This window comes from Bradyrhizobium sp. SZCCT0148, assembly GCF_018129985.1.
In the GTDB taxonomy this organism is placed as follows: domain Bacteria; phylum Pseudomonadota; class Alphaproteobacteria; order Rhizobiales; family Xanthobacteraceae; genus Bradyrhizobium; species Bradyrhizobium japonicum_H.
Genome location: NZ_JAFCKT010000006.1, coordinates 162,630 through 177,298 on the forward strand (window position 1 = coordinate 162,630; position 14,669 = coordinate 177,298).

A 14,669-nucleotide genomic window follows, 5' to 3' on the forward strand; every position below is an offset into this window, starting at 1 on the left:
CTAGACCCGATGCCGCCGGGCTAGTTGATCCAGCGCAAACGGGGGCGAATTTGTTCGCCCCCGTTTCGCCGCCGATCGGCACGTCTTCGACTATTTTCCGCCGCCCAGTGAGTGGACGTAGACGGCCATCGCCTTGATGGTGGCGGGATCGAGCCGCCCTTCCCAGGCCGGCATCACGCCGGCGCGGCCCTGGCTGATGGTCTCGATCAGGGCCGCCTCGTCGGAGCCGTAGAGCCAGATCTTGTCGGTCAGGTTCGGGGCGCCCATGTCCTGGTTGCCCTTGCCGCCGTCGCCGTGGCAGGCGACGCAATTTTCCGCGAAGATCTTCTCGCCCTTGGCGGCATCGAAGCCGGTGCGGGTCGACAGGCCCGACAGCGACCGCACGTAATTGGCGACCGTGACGATCTCGTCCGGCTTCAGCACGCCGTCCTTGCCGAAGGCGAGCATCTGGCCCTCATGCGTCTTGGCATGACCGGAGCGCGCGCCAAATTGGATGGTCTGCATGATCTGGTCGAGCGTGCCGCCCCACAGCCAGTCGTCGTCGTTCAGGTTCGGATAGCCCTTGGCGCCGGCACCGCCGGAGCCGTGGCACGGCGCGCAATTGTCGCCGAACACGGTCTTGCCCTTGGCGCGGGCGAGCGCCAGCAAGGCCGGGTCCTTCTCGATGTCGGCGAGCGAGGCGGTGCCCAGCGCCGCCATCTTGTCGCCGCGGATCTTCTCGAGATTTGCGAGCTCGACCGCAACGTCGGCACGCGAGGAGTAGCCGAACATGCCGGTGGTGTTGCTGGAGATCAGCGGCCAGGCCGGATAGACGACCCAGTAGGCGATCGCCCAGACGATGGTGAGGTAGAAGGTGATCACCCACCAGCGTGGCAGCGGTGTATTGAGCTCCTTGATTCCGTCCCACTCGTGCCCGGTCGTGGACTTGCCGGAAACGGAATCGATGTCGCTGTGATGGTCGGTCATGTCTCTCACTCCTCCCGCAACGGCAGGTGCGCTGCTTCGTCGAAGGCAGCCTTGTTACGGGGCCAAAAAGCGTAGGCGACGATCGCGAGAAAGATCGCGACGAACACCGGGGTCCAGATCGTCGTCACGAGCTCGGACGCTAGATTGTGGACTGTCAGGATGGCTTTCATCGTTCATGCCTTCTCAGCGAAGATTGGCTTTCTCGTTGTAGATCTTGAAGTCGACCAGCGTGCCGAGCATCTGCAGGTACGCGATCAGCGCGTCCATCTCGGTCGGCGTACCGACCTTGCCGTCGAAATTGCGCACGACGGCCTTGGCATAGCGCTTGTTGAAGGCGTCGGTGCCGGCATTCTCCGGATCGGCCTGGGCCCTCATGTCGGCGCCGGCGCTGGCGATCTGGTCGTCCGTGTAGGGCACACCGACCGTCCTCAGCGTGCGCATGTGGTCGGCGATGGTGTCCGGATCGACCTCGTTGCGGCTGAGGAACGGATAGCCCGGCATCACCGACTGCGGCACGATCGCGCGCGGATTGGTCAGATGGGTCACGTGCCAGTCGTCGGAATATTTGGCGCCGACGCGGGCGAGGTCGGGACCGGTGCGCTTGGAACCCCACTGGAACGGGTGGTCGAACATGCTCTCGGCGGCGAGCGAGAAGTGGCCGTAGCGCTCGACCTCGTCACGCAGCGGCCGGACCATCTGCGAATGGCAGAGATAGCAGCCCTCGCGGACGTAGACGTTGCGCCCGGCGAGCTCCAGCGGCGTGTAGGGCCTGACCCCGTCGACCTTCTCGATCGTGCTCTTGAGGTAGAACAACGGGGTGATCTCGACGAGACCGCCGATCGCGATCACCAGCAGGATGCCGACGACCAGGATGATCGAGTTCTTTTCGAAGACTTGATGACGTGTCCAGAATGACATTGTTTGCTCCTCATTCCGCCGGCTGAAGAGCGACGGGCATCTGGACTTCCGCCTCGCCGACGCGAACCGTCATCCAGAGATTATAGGCCATGATCAGCGCGCCGATCAGGAACAGGCCGCCGCCGGCTGCGCGGATGATGTAGAAGGGATGCATCGCCTCGACGGTTTCGATGAAGGAATATTCGAGGAAGCCGAGCGAGGTGTAGGCGCGCCACATCAGGCCCTGCAGGATGCCGGACACCCACATCGCCGAGATGTAGAGGACGATGCCGAGGGTCGCGACCCAGAAGTGCCAGTTGACGAGCTTCAGGCTGTAGAGCCCTTTGCGATTCCAGGCCCACGGCACCAGGCAGTACAGCGCGCCGAAGGAGACGAAGCCGACCCAGCCGAGCGCGCCGGAATGCACGTGGCCGATGGTCCAGTCGGTGTAGTGGCTGAGCGAGTTGACCACCTTGATCGACATCATCGGGCCTTCGAAGGTCGACATGCCGTAGAAGGCGACGGAGACCACGAGCATGCGCAGCACGGGATCGGTACGCAGCTTGTCCCAGGCACCCGACAGCGTCATCAGGCCGTTGATCATGCCGCCCCAGGAAGGCATCCACAGCATGATCGAGAAGGTCATGCCCAGCGTCTGCGTCCAGTCCGGCAGCGCCGTGTAGTGCAGATGGTGCGGACCAGCCCAGATGTAGAGGAAGATCAGCGCCCAGAAGTGGATGATCGACAGCCGGTAGGAATAGATCGGCCGCTCGGCGCGCTTCGGGATGAAGTAGTACATGATGGCGAGGAAGCCGGCGGTCAGGAAGAATCCGACTGCGTTGTGGCCGTACCACCACTGGAACATGGCGTCCTGGATGCCGCCCCAGGCGACGTAGGACTTCGAGCCGAACACCGAGACGGGAAGTGCCGGGTTGTTGCCGAGATGCAGAACCGCGATCGTCACGATGAAGGCGAGATAAAACCAGTTCGCGACGAAGATATGCGGCTCCTTGCGCTTGATGATGGTGACAAGGAAGACCAGCAGATAGGTGACCCAGACGATGGTCAGCCACAAATCGGCGTACCATTCCGGCTCGGCATATTCCTTCGACTGGGTAACGCCGAGCAGATAGCCGGTGCCGGCGACCAGAATGAAGAAATTGTAGCCGACCACGACGAACCACGGCGCGAGATCGCCGGCGAGGCGTGCGCGGCAGGACTTCTGCACCACGTAGAAGGAGGTCGCGAGCAGCACGTTGCCGCCGAAGGCGAAGATCACCGCGGAGGTGTGCAGCGGCCTCAGACGGCCGAAGCTCGTCCAGGGCAGATCGAAGTTCAGCGCCGGCCAGGCCAGCTGCGAAGCGATGATGAGGCCGACGAGGAAGCCGGCAATGCCCCAGAACATCGCCATGAAGGAGGAGAACTTGATCGGGCCCATGTTGTAGTTCGGGCGGCCGTTGATCTCCTGCGGCGGCAGCGCGGCCGGGCGGTCGAGGTAGCGGTTGATGATGACGAACACCGCGGCCAGGCTCGCCGCCGCGCTGAGCGCGGCGTGGAAGGCGAACGGCGCATCGAGCGCCTTGGCCGAGGCGATCACGCAGAGGAAGGCGGTGACTGCGAACACGACAGCCAAGCCGCTTTCACCGATGGTCATGGATTTGGAGATGGAGGGCTGGCTCATGCGGATTCTCTCTGAAAGAACACGGGGCCAGAAACCACATTCACCCTCGCGGGGAATTGATTGAAATCAAGACAGGTGGATTTCTGTTAATGTTGGCGGTTCAAATCAGGCCGCGATGTCAATCCCTTGCGCCACGCATCGCGTGCGGCAAGGCTTCGCCTCCGGGAAACCACGGAGGCGGAAAAGCAAGAACTCGAGCGGTGCGTCAGTCGAGCGCCGTCGCCTTGAGCGCCGCGATGACATCCTCGCGGGCGATGATTCCGACCAGCTTCTGCGCGCCGTCGAGCACGATGATGCTCCTGATGCGGTGCTCAACCATGATCTGGAGGACGCGCGTCAGCCGCGTGTCGGGGCTGACATAGATGAACTCGGGCGTCATCACGTCGCCGACCTTGCGACTCATCAGGTCGTGATAGCGGGGCAGCATCTGAGTAGGCGAGAAGGCGAAGCACTTCAGGATGTCGAATTTAGTGACGATACCGACCACCTGCCCGTCGTCCTCGACCGGATAGGAGTTGAAATCGTCGGTCTCGAACATCTCGCTCAGCTCGAGCAAGTCACGGTCGCGTTGCACCACCTTGACGTTGCGCGTCATATAGCCGTCGACGGTCTGCTCAAGAAATCTGTACACGGCGTCCTCCTCGATTCGCTTCCGGCCTTCAGTGCGACAGCAGCACGCTGCGGGCGGTCTGCGTGACCAGATACTGAGTGACGCCTCCCAGGATCAGTTCACGAAACCTCGAATGACCATAGGCGCCCGCTACGATCAGGCCGGCATCGACATCGCCGGCGACCTTCTCCAATTGCACGGCGGCGGCTTCGTTCCGGGCGCTCTCGCAAATGCGGGCGGTCGCGGGGACGCCATGGCGGGCGAGCCAGGCGACAACGTCGGTGACGCCGGCCATCACGACCGAACGGTCGTCGTCGCGCTCCGGAATTGTGGCGATGGTGACGTCCCTCGCCTTACGCAACATCGGCAGCGCATCGGCCACCGCGCGCCGCGCCTCCGGCGTGTCCTTCCACGCCACCAGCACGCTGCGCAGGTCGAGCCAGTTGACCCGGTCGGGCACGACGAGAAGGGGGCGGCCGGCCTGCATCACCAGATCCTTGGGGCTGGCAAGCGCGAACGCGTCGGAGAAAGCCGGGCTCTGTCCGCCGCTCACGACGATGTCGGCGCAACGCGCCTGCGCCAGGGCGAATCGCGCCGGAAAGTCCATGGCGCTGCGCCACTCCGCATGTCCGCCGCGGTTCTTGGTGGCGGCGCGGAATTGCGCTTCGAGGCCGGCCAGCCGCCGTCTGACCGAAGCTTCGCCCTCGTCGATCAGTGCTTGCGCCTCGACGCCGTCGGTGAAATAGAGCGGCGGCGCAAATTGGGCCGCCGCGACCCCGACGATAGCAGCCTCGAATCGTTCGGCGAGCTCGCCGGCCACCTGAAGACGCGCTTCGTTGGACTGGTCGAGCGCCAGGCTGACCATCACCGTCGCGTATGTCATCGAAATTCTCCAGTGCAAAGACTTTGGTAGAATTTACGCCGGCTCCCGAACATGGGGATGAGATAGATCAAGGCGGCCGCAGGCACCCGACTTGGCGTCAACCGGCGGGCGACGGAACTTGCCTCCGGCCCGGCCTTGGGCAACATTGGGCGAGCGGTAACCGCGTCCGGGAGCCGCCCCATCAGGATTGGAGCATCATTTGTCGCCGAGCCGCGTAACGCATTTGCAGGACGACGGTCGGGGTGAGCGTTTTCGCGTTCGGATCGAAGGGTTTGGCGTCGGCACCTGGGATCTCGACCTCGCGACAAGGGAATTGGATTGGTCCGATACCGCCAGGGTGCTGCTCGGCATCGAGCGGGATCAGCCGGCGAGCTACGATCTGTTCCTGTCGCGCCTTCAACCCGCGGACAGAGAGCGGGTCGAGGGTGCAATCAAGCGCGTGTCCGAGAGTGGCGGCAGCTTCGACGTATCATTCAAGGTTGCGAATGCCTCCGGCAGCGGGCAGTGGATCCGAGCCCGGGCCGGACTCATTCGGGACGAATCCGGCGTCGCTCGTCATCTCAGCGGCATCTTCCTCGACATCGACGCAGAAAAGCAGGTCGAAGAGGCGCTGCGCACGCGCGAGACCCACCTCCGCTCCATCCTCCAGACCATTCCTGACGCCATGATCGTCATCGACGGTCACGGCATCATGCAACTCTTCAGCACGGCCGCGGAGCGCCTGTTCGGCTGGTTGGAGCACGAGGCGATCGGCCAGAACGTCAGCATCCTCATGCCGGAGCCCGATCGCACCCGCCACGACAGCTACCTCGCCCGTTACCGCACCACGAACGATCCGCACATCATCGGCATTGGCCGGATCGTGACGGGCAAGCGCCGCGACGGCACGACTTTTCCCATGCATCTGTCGATCGGCGAGATGGAATCCGGCGGCGAGCCCTATTTCACCGGCTTCGTCCGCGACCTTACCGAACACCAGCAGACCCAGGCCCGGCTCCAGGAATTGCAATCCGAGCTCGTCCACGTCTCGCGATTGACCGCGATGGGCGAAATGGCCTCCGCGCTCGCCCATGAGCTCAACCAGCCGCTGGCGGCGATCAGCAATTACATGAAGGGATCGCGGCGCCTCCTTGCCGGCAGCAGCGACCCCAACACCCCGAAGATCGAAAGCGCACTGGATCGTGCGGCGGAGCAGGCCTTGCGCGCCGGCCAGATCATTCGGCGCCTGCGCGACTTCGTTTCCCGCGGCGAGTCGGAGAAGCGGGTCGAGAGCCTGTCCAAGCTGATCGAAGAGGCCGGCGCGCTCGGGCTCGCCGGCGCCCGCGAGCAAAACGTGCAGCTCCGCTTCAGCCTCGATCCCGACGCCGATCTCGTGCTTGCCGATCGCGTGCAGATCCAGCAGGTGCTGGTCAATCTGTTCCGCAACGCGCTGGAGGCGATGGCCAAATCGCCGCGCCGCGAGCTCGTCGTCGCCAACAGCCGTGTCGCCGACGACATGATCGAGGTGGAGGTCTCCGACACCGGCGCCGGCTTCCGGGACGATGTCATTCCAAACCTGTTCCAGACGTTCTTCACCACCAAAGACACCGGCATGGGCGTCGGACTCTCCATTAGCCGCTCGATTATCGAGGCTCACGGCGGGCGCATGTGGGCCGAAAGCAACGCAGCGGGCGGAGCGACATTTCGCTTCACCTTGCCGGCAACCGACGAGAGCTGATTCATGACGACCAAGGGACATGTCTACGTCATCGACGACGACGCGGCGATGCGCGATTCGCTGAACTTCCTGCTGGATTCCGCCGGTTTCGGGGTCACGCTGTTCGACGACGCGCTTGCCTTTCTCGATGCCCTGCCCGGCCTCGGCTTCGGCTGCGTCGTCTCTGACGTGCGCATGCCCGGCATGGATGGAATCGAGCTGCTGAAACGGATGAAGGCGCAGCAAAGCCCGTTCCCGATCCTGATCATGACCGGCCACGGCGACGTGCCGCTCGCGGTCGAGGCGATGAAGCTCGGGGCCGTCGATTTCCTGGAAAAACCGTTCGAGGACGACCGCCTGGTCGCCATGATCGAAGCCGCGATCCGGCAGGCCGAGCCGGCCGCCAAGAACGAAGCCGTCGCTCAGGACATCGCTGCGCGCGTCGCCTCCTTGAGCCCGCGTGAACGCCAGGTGATGGAGGGTCTGATCGCGGGCCTGTCCAACAAGCTGATCGCCCGCGAGTACGACATCAGCCCGCGCACCATCGAGGTCTACCGGGCCAACGTCATGACCAAGATGCAGGCGGGCAGCCTTTCGGAGCTGGTCCGGCTGGCAATGCGCGCGGGAATGCTCAACGATTGAGGTAGGTCAAGGCCCCTTTTCGGCGCCGTGCTAGCCAGACAATATGATCGAGGTCAGCTCACATAGCGCCCAGGCGTCGCCCCTCCCACAACTCACCGTGTTTGTGGTCGACGATGATGCTGCCGTCCTGGGATCGCTGCGATTCCTGCTGGAGGCCGATGGCTTTGCCGTGCGGGCCTTCAGGAGCGGCACCGCGCTGCTCAACGCGAGCGGTACGCCCGGCGCGGACTGCTACGTGATCGACTATAAGATGCCCGACATCAATGGCATCGAGCTGGCCGGCCAATTGCGCCAAGCCGACCGCGACGCGCCTGTGATCCTTATCACCGGCTACCCCGACGAAAACATCTCGACCCGGGCTGCGACGGCGGGCATTAAACACGTGATTCTGAAGCCGCTTCTTGAGGAAAACCTGGTCAAGTGCATCCGCCACGCCGTCCAGGACCGGCAGGACCGCCTCCGCGCGTGACCTACGGGATTCTACGTAGGTAGACCCCCTTAAGATATCGCTCGAAATTTTCGAAGCCCCCGATACCGCGTACCAAAGCGCCATCACAACGGAGATGGCGCAGATGCTCACCCAGACCCTCAACACCCAGGCGATCAACACCCAGATCGTTGGCAAAATCGCCCCCGCCCATCCTGTCAGCGACCAGTTCGGCGCCATCACCGGCCATGTCGGCCTCGTCGCCACCGAGTTCTCCTACCGCAAGGACGAGGAAATCTATGGCGAGGACGAGCCGGCCGAATATGTCTACCAGGTCGTTTCAGGTGCCGTGAGCAGCTACAAACTCCTCTCCGACGGCCGCCGCCAGATCGGCGCCTTCCATCTTCCCGGTGACGTGTTCGGCCTCGAATCCGGTCCCGCTCACCGCCTTGCCGCCGAAGCCATCATCGACACAACGGTGCGCCTCGTGAAGCGCGCCAGCCTCGAGAAGGCCGCAGGCACCGACGTCCAGGTCGCCCGGAAGCTCTGGGCGATGACCGCCTCCGAGCTCCGCCATGCCGAAGACCACATGCTGCTGCTGGGCCGCAAGACTGCAATGGAACGGGTCGCGACCTTCCTGCTCGAAATGGACCGCCGCCTCGCTGTTGCCGGCATGATGGCGCTGCCGATGTGCCGCCGCGACATCGGCGACTATCTCGGCCTCACCCTTGAAACCGTGTCGCGCGCGCTGTCGCAGCTTCACGCCCAGGGCATTCTCGGTTTCTCCGGCGCCCGCCAGATCGTGCTGCGCAACCGCCAGCGCCTGCAGCATCTCGACGCCTGATCTTCGCTAGTCTCTCTCCTCCCTAACCACTTGGCCGGCCGAACGCGTTTCGGCCGGCCATTTTCTTTGACTGGCGAATCATGCCTTGCGTCGCGTCTCCGGCATCACGAAAAGAATCAGCAGGAGTCCGGTCGCGGCGACACCGGAAAGCCCGATGAACGCTGTGGCATTGCCGAACTTGTCGCTGACATAGCCGCCAAGAGCGGTGCTCAGCGATGCACCGATGCCGGTTGCGGTGCCGACGATGCCCTGCGCAAGGTTGAAGTGCCCGCTGCCGAAGGCGACGTCGGCCACGATCAAGGGAATCATCACTGCGAACACTGCCGCGGTAATGCCGTCGAACACCTGCACCGCGACCAACAGATAGGGATCGCGCACGGTCGCAAACAGCAGGCCCCGAATCATCAGCGCACCGAAGCCGACCAGAAGCAACGGCCGCCGACCCCACGCCTGCGCCTTGCGCCCGACTGTCGGCGACAGCAGCGCCACGATCGCTTGCGGAACGACGATGCAAAAGGCGACGAGCACTGTCGCCCATTGGGCGGACCGCGCCGTCACCGCGCTCGCGATCAGCGGCATCATCGCGGCATTGGCGAGCTGCAGCAGCAGCACGCTCAGGGCGAACACGATGAGAGGCCGTTGCCGGATCAGGTGCCAGATATTGGTGTCACCACGGTCGGCCGCTTCGCGCGGCATCTCACCATGACAGCGGGCAATGTCGACCTCCTGCTCGCGGATGCGGGAGAGAGCGATCAGGGTCGGAATCGCGAGCAGGAAGGTGACCAGGAACACGGCGCGGCTCGACAGCAGATAGCCGACGGTGCCCATCACCGCCGCGGCCACGCCGCTCCCGAGTGAGGCAAAACGCGCGTTGCGTCCGAGCCGCTCGCCGATCGCGAACGGCCCGACCAGGCCAAGGCTGATCGCCGCAATCGCCGGCCCCAGTACGCAGCTCGCCGCCGCATGCAAGGCGGCCGCGGCCACCACGACCGGGAAGATCGGCATCGCGGCATAAGCGAGTGCACAGCAGCCAATGGCTGCAATGGCGAGGCCCGCGACGAGCCGCTCCGATTTCGCGGCGTCGATGATCGCTCCACCCGGCATCTGCCCGATCAACGCGACGATGCCGCCGATCGACAGGACCAGCCCGATCTCGACCTGGGTCCATTTCTGGGTCGTCAGATAGACCGCAATGAAGGGACCGAATCCGGTCTGGACGTCGGCGAGAAAGAAGATGAACCAGTCGAGGCCGCGCAGGCTCTGGCGCGACGGCGCAGGAATGCGCGCGGCCGACGGCGCGGCGATGCTCACCTGCTCGGAACGGCCGTCGCGATCGGCATGGGTCGGCTTCCTCGACAACAGCACAGGCGGTCAGCCCTCCCCGCACCTCACTGGATCGCTTGCAGCGGTTGAAGGCTGCCGGACGCGCCGAGCACGACGATCGGCGCGTCTTCCTTGTATTCCGGCGCGGCTGCGACCTGCGCCTTGGTCAATTCCAGCGTGATGCTGTCCTTCTTGTTGGCAATCTTGCCGAAGCGCAATGCGTTCCAATCCACCACGATCTTGCGGCTGCCGACGCCAAGAAACCCGCCGAAATCGATCGCCGCGGCGCGGACGTGGCCGCTCCGGTCCACGACGACATCGACGATCCTGCCCATGTCCTCGCCGGCCGCGCTGCGCACGTCGCGGCCGAGCACCCCGTGGGCCTCGCTGGCCCCGATGATGGTCACCGACGGCGGCGGCGCAGCATCCTTCGGCGTGACCGGGACGGCGGAGCTCGGCGACGGCGCCGCCGGCGCTTTCGCCTCGCTCTGCCCTGCAGGCGGTTCATCCGCGGCGCGCGACGTCGCCACCGCCAGGCCCGTGACGATGGCTACGCCAAGGATCAACGCTCCGATCGCACGCATGACACTCTCCCTGCGCGCGGCTAGCGCGCCAGCACGATCGAGACCTGGATCCGGCCGCGCGTACGCAAGACTTCCAGCGCGACGTCGTCGCCGTGGCGGCTGACACGAAGATCGACGCTGGATTCGCCGAGGCGCAGGTCGCGCAGGATCACCTCGTTGAGGAACGCCGGCAGATGCGGATTGCGCAGACGGATCTCGCTGCGCGCCACGTCGAATTCGATGCCGAGCGCCGCCTCCAGCAGCGTGAACGGCGTCGCACTGGCCCAGGCCTGCGGCGCGCAGGCCACCGGATAGAGCGTCGGGCCGCGGCGCTTCTCCCGCCGGAAGCCGCAGAACAATTCGGGCAACCGGCGCAGGTCCATGTAGGTGGCGGCCTCGAATAGCCCCTTGAAGACATGCGCGACGGAATGCTTGAGACCGTAGCGCGCGAGCCCGAGCGCGATCAGCGCATTGTCGTGCGGCCAGATCGACCCGTCATGATAGGACATCGGGTTGTACCGCACTTCGCCTCGCGCGACGGTCCGGATGCCCCAACCAGAGAAAAAATGCGGCCCCATCAGATCCGCGGCGACGAGGCGGGCACGGTCCTCGCGGATCATGCCGCTGAACAGCAGCTGGCCGGCGTTCGAGGTCCGCACCTTGCAAGGCCGTTTCTTGCCGTCGAGGGCGAGCGCGTAGGTGCCGAGCTCCTCGCACCAGAACGCTTTCTCGAACCGTTCGGCCAGTGCCCTGGCTTCGGCCTCCAGCTTGCGTGCAAGCTCCGGCTTGCCGAGCCGCAGCGCGCAACGCGCGGCGAGCAGCTTCGCGGCATAGACGTAACCCTGGACTTCCGCGAGCGCGATATATCCTTCGGCAAGCTGGCCGTCGGCATGGAAGATCGCATCGTAGGAATCCTTCCATCCCTGGTTTGCAAGCCCCTTCTCGGTCGCGCGCTGGTATTCGACGAAGCCGTCCTGGTCTGGATCGCCCGGGCCGTCGATCCAGGCCAGCGCCGCCTCGATTGCTGGCCACAGCTCGGTCAGGGTCTTCTCGTCGCCGGTCCGTTCGAAATAGCTTCCGGCGAGCAGCACGAACAGCGCGGTCGAATCGACGCTGCCGTAATATTGCGCGAACGGTACCTCGCGCAGCGCCGCCATCTCGCCGCCGCGCATCTCATGCAGGATCTTGCCGGGCGCGGCATCCGCGAGCGGATCCACCGCCTTGGCCTGGAAATACGCAAGCCGGCGCAAGACGCCCTTGGCGACGCGCGGATCGACCCACAGCATCTGCAGCGCGGTGATCAGGCCGTCGCGGCCGAACGTCGTCGAATACCAGGGGATGCCGGCGTACGGATATCGCCCCTGCGGCGTCTCCGTCATCAGCATGTTGAGGTCGGCCATGGCCTGGCACAGCACCTCGTTGAAGATGTTATTCGAGGTCTCGACGCTCGCCGCCCCCATCGTCGACTGCCGCATCTCGCGGCGGTGAGCGAGCAGGCCGCGGAAGAACCGTGCGGGCTTTTCGGAGATCGGACGGTTGCAGGACACGGCCACGAACAGCGACTTGGATTCATGCGGGCCCAGCTCGAGTTGCCAGGTTGCGGCATTGACCGACAGCCGCGTCGGGCGGGGATCGAAATGCAGACCCGTGGTGCGCTCGGTGTCGTCGAGGCCGCGATATTCGAACAGCACGTCGGTCGGACCGAGCAATTTGCCCGTGCCGGTGCCGCGGCGCGGGCGGCGTTCGCCGCGGACCTCGAACAGATCGGCAAAGTCGTTGTCGAACTTCAGCGTCAACTCGAAACTGGCCAGCGCATCGCCATGGTTCTGGACCCCGATGCGCTGATAGGCCGTGCCGCGCCACAGGAAGATCGTGCGCACGATGTGCAGCAAGTCCTTCTGAAGGACGAGGCGGTCCTGGCGGTAGATGTCGGGATTGGTGAGGTCGACCGTCAACGCCGAGTTGTCGTCGCGCAGGTTGGAGCCCAGCAGCAGCGGCTGGAGATCGTCGAGCACCAGCTCCAGCCGCGCCAGATAGCGGGTATCGTAGTGAAACAGGCCGTCCGGCCCTCCGGCCGAGGCACCGATGTCGCCATGGCTGTCGAGCACGATGAACATGTCGTCGTGCTTGAGGGAGCGCCGCGGCCGGGCCGACGGCCCGGTCATCGGGATATAGAAAGGCTGCTCCGCGACCTGCTCCGAGGTTCGCGTGACGGAGACGAGGTGAGTTACGGCTTCGGCCGACATGAGCTGATCCCCTGCGCTTGGTTCAAGACGCAACTGACTCGACAACGCGACTGTAGGTTTACGCTGCGGCCTGCGCGAGCCGGCTCATTTCCTGCGTGACCAGTTCACGATAGGGCCCATGGCCTTGCATCAGACGCTCGGGCGAGCCGTCTTCGATGATCTTGCCATTTCTCAGCACCACCACGCGGTCGAAATTGCGCAGCGTCGCCAGCCGGTGGGCGATCGCGATCACGGTGCGGCCGCGCATCAGGCGCGACAGCGCCTCGCGGATGGCCTCCTCGGATTCGCTGTCGAGCGCCGCCGTCGCCTCGTCCAGCAGCAGGATCGGCGCATCCTTCAGGAAGGCGCGCGCGATCGCGATGCGCTGGCGCTGGCCGCCGGACATCTTGACCCCACGATCGCCGACCATGGTGTCCAGACCTCCGGGCAGGCCATCGATGAAATCGCAGCGCGCCGCGATGGCGGCCCGCAGCACCTCGTCGTCGGTCGCGTTCGGCCGCCCATAGCGGATGTTCTCGCGAATGGAGCGGTGAAACAGGGAAATGTCCTGCGGCACGACGGAGATCGCCTCGCGCAGGCTGAGTTGCGTGACCTTCGAAATGTCCTGGCCGTCGATGGTGATGTTGCCTTCGTCCGTATCGTAGAAGCGCTGCAGCAGCGTGAACAGCGTGGACTTGCCGCCGCCTGATTGCCCGACAAGGCCGACGCGTTGGCCGGGCTGCAGCCGCAGGCTGAAGCGCTCGAAGATCTTGTCGCCGCCGGGATAGCCGAAGCTGACGTTGTTGAACGCGATCGCCGCGCCGCTCTTCACCAGCGGCTCGGCGTCCGGATGATCGCGCAGCTCGTGCGGCACCAGCAACGTGGCAATCGCCTCCGTCAGACGCGCGACGTGCTGGGTGACGTCCACCAGAGCCACCGCGAGGTCGCGGGTGGCGCTGAGAATGGAGATGCCGAGTGTGCAGACCAGCACGACATCGCCGGTCGTCGCCTCGCCCCTCTGCCAGAGCGTGACGGCCCAGGCCATCAACGCGACCGTCAAAACCACGGTCACAGCGGCATGCAGCAACCGCAACTTCTCGAGATAACGCAGACTGCGACTCCGCGCGGTCAACTCCCGGTTCACCGTCGCATCGAACCGTTCGTGCTCGTGGCCGATGCCGCAGAAGGCCCGCACCAAAGGCATGTTGCTGATGACGTCGATCATCTCACCGTCGACCACGGCGGCCTTGTCGGCGAAGTCGTCATGCAGCGGCTTGCCAGCGGCGGCAAGATGGAACATCGCGAGTACCATGCCACCGGCGATCACGACCAGGCCGAGCGCCATGTAAGGACTGACGGTTCCAATCAAGGCGATTGCCGCAATTGTGGCGATGCAGGGCGGCAACACATTCCAGACGAACATGTTCTCGACCGTGAACACTGCGTTCGACGTCGCCGTGATGCGGCTCGTCAGCATGCCCGGCATCCGGTCCGAGAAATAGCTCGGCGCGTGCCCGGTCAGATGACGAAATATGTCACGCCGTAAATCACCCGTGACACGAACGAAGGTGAAGCTTGCCGTCCAGCTCGCGATGCGCCACAGGAAATTGTCGGCAGCGATCAGCGACATGAGCAGAATGAATGCCAGCCATACGCCGCCGCCTTGCGAGGGTCCCGCGGACAGGGCGTCGACGAGGGATTTGACCCCGTACTGTGTGCCTACGGAGCAGGCAACCGCTGCAACGACCGCGGTCAGGATCACCAGGTGCGATGCCATTCGCATCCGAAGATAGCGCAAGACAAAGGCAAATGGCCTGCGCGCGTATCCAGAAAGATGATCCATAGGCTATCGCCCCGTTCTGCTGATTTGAGTTTTTTGTATTAGCCGACTGAACATCGACCGCTTCGCCGC

At 64.5% G+C, this 14,669-nt stretch carries 14 protein-coding genes; 4 read left to right on the plus strand and 10 right to left on the minus strand.

Annotated features, from left to right (window positions below; translation table 11 throughout):
• Positions 1–90: 90 nt before the first annotated feature.
• The 6 genes from ccoP to JQ580_RS19975 all read right to left on the minus strand — a co-directional run bounded on the left by ccoP (position 91) and on the right by JQ580_RS19975 (position 5,037).
• On the minus strand, positions 91–966 hold the full coding sequence (gene ccoP, locus JQ580_RS19950; RefSeq protein WP_212281930.1) for a cytochrome-c oxidase, cbb3-type subunit III: 876 nt from the start codon (positions 964–966) through the stop codon (positions 91–93).
• A gap of 5 nt (positions 967–971) precedes the next feature.
• On the minus strand, positions 972–1,136 hold the full coding sequence (locus JQ580_RS19955; protein ID WP_100175844.1) for a cbb3-type cytochrome oxidase subunit 3: 165 nt from the start codon (positions 1,134–1,136) through the stop codon (positions 972–974).
• Between the two features lie 13 nt (positions 1,137–1,149).
• The gene (gene ccoO / locus JQ580_RS19960) at positions 1,150–1,884 is read right to left on the minus strand and encodes a cytochrome-c oxidase, cbb3-type subunit II (RefSeq protein WP_212281931.1); all 735 of its coding nucleotides are present in this window, start codon (positions 1,882–1,884) and stop codon (positions 1,150–1,152) included.
• 10 nt (positions 1,885–1,894) lie between these two features.
• A complete protein-coding gene (ccoN, locus tag JQ580_RS19965) occupies positions 1,895–3,544 on the minus strand; it encodes a cytochrome-c oxidase, cbb3-type subunit I (RefSeq protein WP_212281932.1) in 1,650 nt (549 codons plus the stop codon).
• 205 nt (positions 3,545–3,749) lie between these two features.
• Positions 3,750–4,175, minus strand: a complete 426-nt coding sequence (locus JQ580_RS19970; protein WP_212281933.1) for a CBS domain-containing protein — start codon at positions 4,173–4,175, stop codon at positions 3,750–3,752.
• 28 nt (positions 4,176–4,203) lie between these two features.
• Positions 4,204–5,037: a universal stress protein gene (locus JQ580_RS19975; RefSeq protein WP_212281934.1), complete on the minus strand. Its 834-nt coding sequence runs from the start codon at positions 5,035–5,037 to the stop codon at positions 4,204–4,206.
• A 199-nt stretch (positions 5,038–5,236) separates the two neighbouring features.
• On the opposite strand from JQ580_RS19975, the gene fixL reads away from it, so the two are divergent.
• The 4 genes from fixL to JQ580_RS19995 all read left to right on the plus strand — a co-directional run bounded on the left by fixL (position 5,237) and on the right by JQ580_RS19995 (position 8,646).
• Positions 5,237–6,754: a sensor protein FixL gene (gene fixL / locus JQ580_RS19980; RefSeq protein WP_212281935.1), complete on the plus strand. Its 1,518-nt coding sequence runs from the start codon at positions 5,237–5,239 to the stop codon at positions 6,752–6,754.
• 3 nt (positions 6,755–6,757) lie between these two features.
• Complete coding sequence (gene fixJ / locus JQ580_RS19985) at positions 6,758–7,375, plus strand: response regulator FixJ (protein ID WP_212281936.1); 618 nt, start codon at positions 6,758–6,760, stop codon at positions 7,373–7,375.
• Positions 7,376–7,418: 43 nt separating this feature from the next.
• On the plus strand, positions 7,419–7,844 hold the full coding sequence (locus JQ580_RS19990) for a response regulator transcription factor (protein ID WP_212281937.1): 426 nt from the start codon (positions 7,419–7,421) through the stop codon (positions 7,842–7,844).
• 103 nt (positions 7,845–7,947) lie between these two features.
• Positions 7,948–8,646 carry a helix-turn-helix domain-containing protein gene (locus tag JQ580_RS19995; protein ID WP_212281938.1) on the plus strand — a complete coding sequence of 233 codons (699 nt, stop codon included), beginning with the start codon at positions 7,948–7,950 and terminating at the stop codon, positions 8,644–8,646.
• A 78-nt stretch (positions 8,647–8,724) separates the two neighbouring features.
• Here JQ580_RS19995 and JQ580_RS20000 read toward each other — a convergent pair whose 3' ends face one another.
• The 4 genes from JQ580_RS20000 to JQ580_RS20015 are packed head-to-tail and all read right to left on the minus strand — an operon-like array spanning position 8,725 to position 14,600.
• Positions 8,725–10,011, minus strand: coding sequence for an MFS transporter (locus JQ580_RS20000; protein ID WP_212281939.1), 1,287 nt, complete (start codon positions 10,009–10,011; stop codon positions 8,725–8,727).
• Positions 10,012–10,034: 23 nt separating this feature from the next.
• Positions 10,035–10,553 (minus strand): PRC-barrel domain-containing protein, encoded by a 519-nt coding sequence (locus JQ580_RS20005; protein ID WP_212281940.1) that lies wholly within the window; start codon positions 10,551–10,553, stop codon positions 10,035–10,037.
• 20 nt (positions 10,554–10,573) lie between these two features.
• A complete protein-coding gene (locus tag JQ580_RS20010) occupies positions 10,574–12,778 on the minus strand; it encodes an amylo-alpha-1,6-glucosidase (RefSeq protein ID WP_212281941.1) in 2,205 nt (734 codons plus the stop codon).
• A gap of 58 nt (positions 12,779–12,836) precedes the next feature.
• Positions 12,837–14,600 (minus strand): ABC transporter ATP-binding protein, encoded by a 1,764-nt coding sequence (locus JQ580_RS20015; RefSeq protein ID WP_212281942.1) that lies wholly within the window; start codon positions 14,598–14,600, stop codon positions 12,837–12,839.
• Positions 14,601–14,669 lie beyond the last annotated feature (69 nt).